This window comes from Myroides indicus, from assembly GCF_004364575.1.
Classification (GTDB): Bacteria; Bacteroidota; Bacteroidia; order Flavobacteriales; family Flavobacteriaceae; genus Flavobacterium; species Flavobacterium indicum_A.
The window spans coordinates 55,789-65,621 of sequence record NZ_SOAG01000022.1 but is presented as its reverse complement, the minus strand read 5'-3'; the positions used below and the strand labels follow the sequence as shown (position 1 = coordinate 65,621).

The 9,833-nt window shown below is 32.1% G+C and carries 7 protein-coding genes, 1 tRNA gene and 1 pseudogene; 6 read left to right on the top strand and 3 right to left on the bottom strand.

Annotation, left to right across the window (positions count from 1 at the left end):
- Nucleotides 1–1,291 precede the first annotated feature (1,291 nt).
- From C8P70_RS14265 to C8P70_RS10040, 3 genes are all read left to right on the top strand, one after another.
- Nucleotides 1,292–1,396 (top strand): transposase, encoded by a 105-nt coding sequence (locus C8P70_RS14265; RefSeq protein ID WP_394346296.1) that lies wholly within the window; start codon nt 1,292–1,294, stop codon nt 1,394–1,396.
- A 578-nt stretch (nt 1,397–1,974) separates the two neighbouring features.
- Entirely contained in the window at nt 1,975–4,695 is a 2,721-nt protein-coding gene (locus tag C8P70_RS10045; protein WP_166666214.1) for a hybrid sensor histidine kinase/response regulator transcription factor, read from the top strand.
- Between the two features lie 307 nt (nt 4,696–5,002).
- On the top strand, nt 5,003–5,704 hold the full coding sequence (locus C8P70_RS10040) for a LuxR C-terminal-related transcriptional regulator (protein WP_166666213.1): 702 nt from the start codon (nt 5,003–5,005) through the stop codon (nt 5,702–5,704).
- A gap of 303 nt (nt 5,705–6,007) precedes the next feature.
- Here C8P70_RS10040 and C8P70_RS10035 read toward each other — a convergent pair whose 3' ends face one another.
- The 3 genes from C8P70_RS10035 to C8P70_RS10025 form a co-directional block, all read right to left on the bottom strand.
- Complete coding sequence (locus C8P70_RS10035) at nt 6,008–6,190, bottom strand: Arm DNA-binding domain-containing protein (RefSeq protein ID WP_243832696.1); 183 nt, start codon at nt 6,188–6,190, stop codon at nt 6,008–6,010.
- Nucleotides 6,191–6,462: 272 nt separating this feature from the next.
- Nucleotides 6,463–6,547 (bottom strand) — tRNA-Ser (locus tag C8P70_RS10030).
- A 132-nt stretch (nt 6,548–6,679) separates the two neighbouring features.
- Nucleotides 6,680–7,855: a retropepsin-like aspartic protease gene (locus C8P70_RS10025; protein ID WP_133713188.1), complete on the bottom strand. Its 1,176-nt coding sequence runs from the start codon at nt 7,853–7,855 to the stop codon at nt 6,680–6,682.
- 154 nt (nt 7,856–8,009) lie between these two features.
- On the opposite strand from C8P70_RS10025, the gene C8P70_RS10020 reads away from it, so the two are divergent.
- From C8P70_RS10020 to C8P70_RS13805, 3 genes and pseudogenes are all read left to right on the top strand, one after another.
- A complete protein-coding gene (locus C8P70_RS10020; RefSeq protein ID WP_133713187.1) occupies nt 8,010–8,168 on the top strand; it encodes a transposase in 159 nt (52 codons plus the stop codon).
- A 1,060-nt stretch (nt 8,169–9,228) separates the two neighbouring features.
- On the top strand, nt 9,229–9,426 hold the full coding sequence (locus tag C8P70_RS10015; RefSeq protein WP_133713186.1) for a hypothetical protein: 198 nt from the start codon (nt 9,229–9,231) through the stop codon (nt 9,424–9,426).
- Nucleotides 9,427–9,434: 8 nt separating this feature from the next.
- Nucleotides 9,435–9,833, top strand: a pseudogene (locus C8P70_RS13805) (hypothetical protein); the annotation flags it as partial.

Sequence of the window (9,833 nt, the reverse complement as noted above, 5' to 3'; positions counted from 1 at the left end):
TCGAACTATACTTGCTTCGCTTCGGACATGGTTTCTCATAACGTCCCTGCGCTAAGACGACACTCGCTAATTACATAATGCCGTTTGGTGCGGATTTTTATTTTAGGTTTATAAATCATATTATCATTTTTACTTTAAATTGTTCTTTAATGCCTTTCCAACGACCTCATTTCTCTGTCGAGTGTCTTCTTGGTGCAGTTTTGCATCAAACTATATGGGCGAAGCCACCGTCATATAGTTTGCAAAACAAACCATAGAAAGACCGATAGGAGAAATGCAGTCTTGATCTTTTGTTTCTTTTATATCAAGATAAAAGAAAAGAAACCTTGTCCTGCTGAACTTGGTTCGGAATCTCTTTTCTTATTCTTTTGTAAGGGGTACAACTATTTGTTGCAAAACAAATAATCACTGAATACAAAATCACAATAAATAAGATGTGAAGTAAAAGAATCAAACCCCCCCTCTCGCTCCACCTGCCTTCGCGGTCTTTTTACGCCTTATTCAGGAACGAATACAAACTGCCTTCGGCTTGTATTCTTAGCACTTCATTTCGGCTTAAAGACGTTCGCTTGTCAGCTGAGGCGGTTTGGTGCAAATGTTTATTTTTGGTTTATATAACATATTTTCGTTTTTACTTTAAATTGTTCTTTAATGCCTTTCCAACGACCTCATTTCTCTGTCGAGTGTCTTCTTGGTGTAGTTTTGCATCAAACTATATGGGCGAAGCCACCGTCATATAGTTTGCAAAACAAGCCTTAGAAAGACCGATAGGAGAAATGCAGTCTTAATCTTTTGTTTCTTTTATATCAAGATAAAAGAAAAGAAACCTTGTCCTGCTGAACTTGGTTCGGAATCTCTTTTCTTATTCTTTTGTAAGGGGTACAACTATTTGTTGTAAAACAAATAATCACTGAACACAAAATCACAATAAATAAGATGTGAAGTAAAAGAATCAAAACCCCCCTCTCGCTCCACCTGCCTTCGCGGTCTTTTTACGCCTTATTCAGGAACGAATACAAACTGCCTTCGGCTTGTATTCTCAGCACTTCATTTCGGCTTAAAGACGTTCGCTTGTCAGCTGAGGCGGTTTGGTGCGGATGTTTATTTTAGGTTTATAAATCATATTGTCGTTTTTACTTTAAAATGTTCTTTAATGCTTTTCCAACGACCTCATTTTTCTGTTGAGTGTCTTCTTGGTGTAGTTTTGCATCAAACTATATGGGCGAAGCCACCGTCATATAGTTTGCAAAACAAACCTTAGAAAGACCGATAGGAGAAATGCAGTCTTGAAATCGGGGTAATTAGAAGAAAACAGAGGACAGCAGATGTAGAACCTACATTTGCACAATTCAAACGCAACCGGAACTTCAAAAGATTTACCTTAAAAGGGACTTGAAAAAGTGGAAATAGAGTTCGGATTGCATGCTTTAGCTCATAATCTCATAAAGATGAGCGCTTAAACAAGAAGGATAACACTTCTTTTTCTCCGTTGTTAAATCTATTTGGATTTTTGACCTCAATTTTTGAATCATAAAAAAAACCGTCCCGATTTTGTAAACGAGACGGCTTCTTTTTGTTTAACCATTTAAAATTTATATTAATGAAAGCTATCTTACTCAAAAATAAGAAAAAGTTTTGAGGTTTTAACCCAAGCAGAATTTTATACATACACAGTTTTTGGTACAGTGTCTATATCCTAAAGATGTAAATATTTTCAATACACAATATTTATCTTTTATTATATTTTCATGTGTTTGATCTTGCAATGTATTATTTCTCTATTTTTGGCTTTCTAAAAGACCAACTATGTTAAATTACCACACCTTACGACGCAATAGTTTTATACTCTTTGCTTTTTTAATCCATTTTACTCTCTTTGGGCAAGCAGGAAAGTCGATTCAGCAAAAAAGGATAGATTCACTAACTACTATTCTTAATAAACAGTCTTCCTCAGATACCCTAACAGTAAATAGAATGAGCATACTTTCTCACTTATTGGCGCGAGAAAGACAATTCGAACTTGCTACAAATTATGTGCAAAATTCGAAAGAATTATCGGAAAAACTTGATTTTAAAAAAGGCGAAGCAAACGCTTACAACATCCTAGGGATTATTTATGCTTATAAAAGTAACTATCCCGAAGCATTGAAAAATTTCTCCGAAAGTTTAAAACAATGGCAAAAAATTGGAAATAAAAAGGGAGTTGCAAATTCTTATAATCACATCGGGAGTATTTATGAGTCACAAGGGAACTATCCGGAAGCGCTCAAGAATTATTTTTCAAGCTTAAAAATATATGAAGAAATCTTGGATAAAGAGGGAATTGCAATGTCTTACAATGGTATTGGAATTGTTTATAGAAAACAAGATAAGATCCCTGAAGCATTCAAAAATTACTCTAAAGCCTTAAAAATATATGAAGATATTGGTGATAAACGAGGAATTGCAGAATCTTACAATAATATCGGGCTTGTTTATGAAGCTCAAGGTAAATATCTCGAAGCACTTGAAAACTACTTCGCATCTTTAAAAATAAAAAAGGAACTAGGTAATAAACGAGGAATTGCAGGTTCATATCACAACATAGGAGTCGTTTATCAACAGCAGGGCAAATATTCCGAAGCATTAGAAAATTACCTTGCTGCCTTAAAGATTCTGAAAGAAATCGAAGAAAAATGGGGAATAGCAATGTCTTACAACAATATAGGACTTTTAGAATATAAATTAAATCGACCAGCTTCTGCCAAAAAACACTTCGATAAAGCCTTAATTCTATCTCAAGAAATAGGACAAAAAGAACTTATAGCCGATATTTACTACAATTATTCATTAGTCGACAACACCTTAGGTAATTACAAAGATGCTTACGAAAACTACAAGCAATACATTGTATATCGTGACAGCCTGGTTAACCAAGAAAACGAAAAGAAAAGCCTAGAGGTATCCATGGGATACGAATACGACAAAAAAGCTGCTGTCATTCAGGCAGAACTTAAAACTAAACAGCTACAACGCAACGCTGCGTTTGCTGGTTTAGGAATTATGGGGGTACTAGCCGTTTTTATTGTTTATTTTTTCAGATTGAGAAATAAAAAATTAGAAATAGAAAAGCAAAATCTGGAATTGCAACGCAGGGAAATGGAAGTTATTAAGGAAAACGAACAGTTTAAATCTCGATTTTTGACAAATATTTCACATGAATTCAGAACGCCACTGACCTTAATCAACGGACATGTGGAAGTATTGAAAGAGAATGGACGAGAAGAGGATTTTTCTCATTTTGATGAAATCGAGCAAAACGGTAAAAGGCTGCTTACTTTAATTAATCAGTTGCTTGATCTCTCGAAAATGGAAAGCGGACAATACAAGTTAGAGTACAAAAAAGGAAACGTGTTAAACGAAGCCAATATGCTTGTACAATCTTTCTATTCGTATGCTGAACAACACGGAATTTCGCTTATACTTCAGCAAACCGAAAAGGCGAAAATCTTATCTGAGCGTCCCTTTGTTTTTTCATCGGAGGCTTTGGCTATGATTATGACCAATTTACTATCTAATGCAATCAAATACACTCCTGTTGGAGGAAGTGTAACAGCGAGTATAGATTACCAAAATGATAAACTTTTTATTACCATTACCGACACAGGACAAGGAATTTCAAAGGAACATTTATCTAAGATATTTGATCGTTTTTATCAAGTAGATGAACCTGGACAACGCACCTATGCAGGCTCGGGTATTGGATTGGCTTTGGTAAAAGAATTAACCCTACTGCACGGAGGTGATATTAAAGTAGACTCTCCTGACAATGGGGGGTGTGTTTTTACTTTTTGGCTAGAAAGTTCGAAAACAGAAGATGTTGAAAGCATAGATTCTGTTGAACAAAAAACGGACTTTCCAAGTAACGAAGAAATTGAGATTAAAAATAATGAACTTCAAAACGCAGAGCTTCCTTTATTGCTTATTATAGAAGATCAACCCGATTTGCGTTCTTTTATTGTTCAAAATTTAGGAGAAGAATACCGTTATGCAGAAGCATCAAACGGCAAAGACGGAATGAAATTAGCAAAAGAATTACTCCCGGATTTAATTATCAGTGATGTAATGATGCCCGATGCCGATGGGTTTGAATTATGTGAAACACTTAAAAACGATGTGATAACTTCGCATATCCCTATTATATTACTCACTGCAAAAGCAGAACAAAAAGATAAATTGACCGGCTTGGAAACAGGAGCGGATGACTATCTCACCAAGCCATTTTCACTCGCGGAGCTAAAGTTACGTGTAAGAAATATCTTGAGCTTTAAAGAATTGCTTCGTAAAAAGTTTGAAGGAAGTACGATTCCATCGGCAGAAGAAATACCGGAATTAAGCAGTCGGGATCTAAAATTTGTGGAAGATGTAACAGAATTAGTTGAGAAAAATATTTCCAATTTGCAGTTTGGGGTAAATATTCTGGCGGAAGGCGTCTTTTTATCCGTTAGTCAGCTTACGCGAAAGCTTAAAACCATTACTGGAAAAACTCCGGCAGACTTTATACGAAATATGCGTTTGGAAAAGGCAATTGAATTATTGAAAAAAGGAGAAAGTGTTGCTCAGGTTTCTTGGACTGTTGGCTTTGAAGATCCGGTTTATTTCAGCAAAGTATTCAAAAAACATTTTGGTTTTTCCCCTTCTTCTGTAAAGAGATAAAACGAATTATTTTGCTTATAAATTTTAAGACCTATTAAGTATTCATGCTTGATAGGTCTTTTAATGTATTGATTTTTATTATATTATATTTTTTGTTTGTTAAAAACGCATGAAAAACACCAAGCTTTTGCGTGTTTTTTGCCAAAAGAATCTTGTAACACCTTGGTACATTTGTATGGAATGGTCAAGTAAAAATGTTGGGTTTTATTCCCACTCATTTGATCATTCAATTATTTTAAAAGACATGTTGAACAGTGACAGTTTTTAATTGTTTTTTATACTATTTTTTAACCTTATGTTTCTTTATATGGGATCAAAAAACAATCCTTCGTTTTTAGGTAGTGCATGGAATTTATGGCTAAATCGCCGGTCCTCAAACAGTTCTCAAATCGAAAGTAGGAGTAAAGAAAGCTATTATTTTATCTATAATTGTGAAATTAATGAGCTAGAATATATAAGCAGTAGTATATTAGATGTTTTGGGTTATACAGCAGAAGAATTTGATCTGAATAAATTGTTTTTATCTATTCATCCGGATGATTTAGACTATTGCAATAAATGTGAATACAGTTCATTTCAATTAAGAGATCGTGTTTTTTATAAAGAGTTATTCACCTACTTAATTTCGTATAGCTTTAGACTTAGAACAAAAGCAGGGAACTATATAACCATAAAACAGCAATATCAAACAATAGAAACAGATGAATGCGGTAGAATGTTTAAAAACTTTGTGCATCACGAAAAAATAGATGATTATGAAACACGATCAGAATTTGATTTTCAGATTATTGATAAGATAAAAAACAGGTCTATTAATTTTAGTTCTAAATTCAAACTTACTAAACGCGAAGTAGAAATTTTGGATTTAATTAATGAGGGCTATCAAAGCAAAGAAATTTCTGAGATATTAAACGTTAGTTATCATACTGTTAGAACTCATCGTAAAAATATTTTGAGTAAAACAGAGTCTTCCTCTTTGATTGAAGCTTTAAAAAAAAACAACGTTTAACTTATTTGTACTTGCCCAATGCTTTAGCAAATAATTCCAATGGATAGATAATATTTTTCAATGTTACCTTTAATTTAATACTAAAATATTCCCTAAAATTCCCTACTACAAATATGACAGTTGAATTATTAGAAATTGTAGAGAATTCAAGGGAGTTTTTGTTATCTATTTAACTGATTAATAAAAGTAGTTAGCTGAACTAATTTATCAGCGTTTAGATTTTTTAAACTCTCGAGTAAGTCAGCAAAATTATCTGTTTGTTTATTTGCTTTTACTTCAAGCTTACCTTTTAATATCTGCATTTCAGTTTTGATAGACTTTGGCACGACCTGCTTTTTGGTTCCATCTGTTGATATCCCATTTATGACTTAAAGAAATCTCTTTGCGAATACCATCTACTGTGATTCTAAGATAAACACCTCTTAAATCACTTTTCCCTCTATTGGGTTTAAGAAAGAAATTAATTGATAACTGTTCTTCTAACATAATTCAACTGTTTTAAATATTAATAAATGTTGAATTAAAACGTTCCAAAATCACAGTTTAAAACTTTCTGGCGCCATTTGGCGTCAAGGTTCTTTAAGTTAAAAGGTGCACATTGATTGAATGTTCTTTTGTACACCGAATCCCGAATATTTTTAGGTGCACTTTTGAACAGAATGTGATACCCCTAAAAAAGAAAAAACCTATAACTCATTGTGAATCATAGGTTTTGTGCTTTTTTAATAACTTTTGAAAAGTTATCTTTTATAAATCAGCGGAGAAAGAGGGATTCGAACCCCCGGACCTGTTACAGTCAACGGTTTTCAAGACCGCCGCATTCGACCACTCTGCCATTTCTCCAGTCGAACTCTTGTTCTGTATTGCGAGTGCAAATATACTATAAATACGATGTTCTACAAGACATTTTTTGTAAAAGTATGTTTTTAAGATGAGGAAATCTCATAATATAATTAGATTGAGATTTGTACGGAATTAAAAAGAAGTATACTTGGCAGAAGAAATTTCTATAGTTGTGCGATCCTTTTTTAATACAGTAAAAGTAGAATTTTCATTCTTTAATGAAAAAAGTTCGCATGGTTCTTTTTTATTTACCGGAAGGTGATTTATTTTTATAATTTGATCGTCAAAATCTATTTTAGTCCTTAGTTCTTCATCCCAAATGATACCTGCAATAAGTTTATTTTGGTAAAAAGTAGGAGAGAGAAGAGGAATTTTATTTTGAATATCTTCTAGTTCTAGTGTCTCAAAAAAATATTGTCCTGCGATAAAATCTATAGTAAGTTTTCCTCTTTTTAATAAATCATTTCCTATTTTGGAATAATCATAGGTACTTTTAGCATAGAAGTTGGTAAGTGTAAATTGATCCATTTTAAGGGTTGGAACTTTTACTAAATGATATGTTTTCTTATCTTTATTATTAATGAGTTCTGTAGAGCTTATTCCGTCTGTAGAAATAAATTGAGTAAGGAGGTTGGTTCTTGAAAAAAAACTAAATTTTTCAATATTAATCTCATATATCCCGTTAAATCCGGTATCTATTATTGCTTGATCTTTAGAAATTCGTTTGTTGTTTTGAAGTGTGATATCTATCAAAGGTGAACGCTGATTGTCAATGTATTTTACTCTTTGAGATTTGCTTTTAATTTTCAGCTTTTTAAAAACGTTAGTAATATAAATTTTTCGTTGCGGATAGTCGATCTGTAAGATTACGTTGCCAAAAAAATTGCTTCCCAATATACCGTCTAACTGATAACAGTCAAATAAGTTATTATGCATTTCTCTGACAACACCGATGTTATTTTGGAAAGCTACCCCTCCGAAGACAATTCGACTCATTTTGATAAGTGTATTGTTATTGTTATCAATATCAAATTTTAGATCCTTTTCTTCTTCTAAATTTTCAATTTGATAAGGATAAGCAAGTTTTGAAGAAAACAGATTGATTGCACCTGTATCTAATAAAAAACGATATTTTATATTGTCAATAGCAACGGGTACTATGATTAGATTATCTACTAATTCAAAATCAACGGATGTAAAAAAGGGATCACCCTGAACGGTGCTTGCATATTTTTTAGTGTGAGGTTGTGAAAATGAATAAAAAACACAGAATAAAAATATAAAAAGAATATTTTTTTTTGTCAACATGTATGAAAAATTTATCCAAATATAAAGATATTTTGAATTTAATTATTGAAGTCATCTTGACTTTTTATTGTTCTGAAACTTCTTTAAGCCTATGTCTGAACTTACTAGCTAAGTCCGCATATTGTAGTTAAGCATAAAAACTTATGTTTGAACTATGAAGCGGATTAGAAAAAACTACAATGCGGCTTTTAAGCAGCAAGCCGTTGAACTGATTAAGGAAAAAATGAACAAATCAGAATTAGCTCGTGAACTTGGAATTAGAACTACCTCATTGTATAAATGGTGTAAAGAAGCTAAAAAGTTTAGAGAATGATAGTTTTCCAGGCAAATGGCAAACAAAAGCTCATCCTAGAAGAAGAAAGAATACAAGAATTAGGAAAAAGTTAGCCGCTGTCGAATTAGAAGATGAGATAGTAAAAAAATAATCTTCATTTTCTCAAAGAAAGCTAATGATTTACATGTTTATAAAGTTCGGTGATATAGAGTTACCAAAGTCTCAGAACACAATTATTGAGTGGTTGAAAATATCTTAGATAATAGAATTTGCACAAACTAAACCAAGAAAATCTTGGGTGCCTGATATTGCTTAGATCGGAATAAAAGAATGTTTTATGTGTCTAGCTACAGTTAGGATTTATTTGACAAAAGGTCATTAGATGGGGCTTAAATTAAAGATATAACAACGGAAAATACCGCCTAGGCAGCTTTTAAAATGGCTAAAAGCAATAGATCTTTTAAAGAAGTAGAAGTATGAGTAGAAAAACAAATTGTACAGATAATGCCGTAACAGGAAGCGCTTTAAATCTCTAAAAGTGGAGATGATTTATGGAAATTTACTGCTAAGTACAAAGCAAATAGGATCTATCGTTTTTAAATATATCGAAATGTAGTACAATAAAAAACGTAAATATCCTTACTTAAACTGTCAGAAAATCAGCGAGTTTAATGAAAAAGTATATATAAATATAACTGCTTAATTAATAGTTCGATTTAATTAGAATATCCAGATATCTTTGAGACATTTTATTGTCTAAAATAACATCGTCATATATCCGTTTAAGCTTGAGATTTTCTTATTCAGGCTCTTTTAAACGCTCCAATTCTAGTTTTTTCATATCTCAATTTTCGCTAATAGGAAAATAATCTTTATTTATGATATTCTTAATATTTAAATAAATTTTTATGTTTTTTTTAAATATGTGTGTAAGTTTTTATTTTTTTATTTTAATTTGGTATAATATTTGATTTTCATATAAAAGCAGAATAAATGTTTTTATAGAAATGAACACAAGAAGGATTCATCATTCTATTTAATAATAAAATTTTTATTAGAATGATATTAAGATAAAAAACAGTAAAAATAAGAATAGTTAATGAAAAGAAAATTACTACCACTATCACTCCTATTTGTATCAACTTTCGCTATGGCGCAAGTAGGAATAGGTACAAGAAATCCAGACAAATCAGCGATGCTTGAAGTATTGGCTCCCTTAAATGATTTAAAAGGAGTTTTAATACCAAGAATACCTTTACGCTTACAGATAATTCTTTTGTTAATAAAGGGAATATAACCAATAGTTTGCTGGTTTTTAATACTACTGAAAATGAAGATCTTAGACCAGGGTATTATTATTGGTTTGAGACTAGTTGGCTACGAATAATTACTGACCAAGATGATGCTTATAGAGATATTCTTAAAAATGAAGAATTTGCGGTGAATAATAATGAGCAAACTCTCTACTTAAAGGATTCTAAAGGTAATATTGTATCGGTACCTTTAAAAGATATTAATATACTAACGACTTTAGAAAATCAAGGTAATGGACAGTACATATATACTGCAGAGGATGGTAGTCAAACAACCATTGATGTTGTGGGTGATGTTACCAATAACTTTGAGGAAATTATCACCAATGAAGATGTTCAGGAGATTTTAAATCAGTATTTCAATAACGCTCTTCCGCTGGGTAACGTAACG

What these genes read in the sequence shown, in the direction of transcription:
- C8P70_RS10035 (WP_243832696.1), bottom strand. Translation starts at nt 6,190, where the DNA reads ATGTTAGAAGAACAGTTATCAATTAATTTCTTTCTTAAACCCAATAGA.
- C8P70_RS10045 (WP_166666214.1), top strand. Translation starts at nt 1,975, where the DNA reads ATGAGCATACTTTCTCACTTATTGGCGCGAGAAAGACAATTCGAACTT.
- C8P70_RS10015 (WP_133713186.1), top strand. Translation starts at nt 9,229, where the DNA reads ATGAAAAGAAAATTACTACCACTATCACTCCTATTTGTATCAACTTTC.
- C8P70_RS10025 (WP_133713188.1), bottom strand. Translation starts at nt 7,855, where the DNA reads ATGTTGACAAAAAAAAATATTCTTTTTATATTTTTATTCTGTGTTTTT.
- C8P70_RS10020 (WP_133713187.1), top strand. Translation starts at nt 8,010, where the DNA reads ATGAAGCGGATTAGAAAAAACTACAATGCGGCTTTTAAGCAGCAAGCC.
- C8P70_RS10040 (WP_166666213.1), top strand. Translation starts at nt 5,003, where the DNA reads ATGGGATCAAAAAACAATCCTTCGTTTTTAGGTAGTGCATGGAATTTA.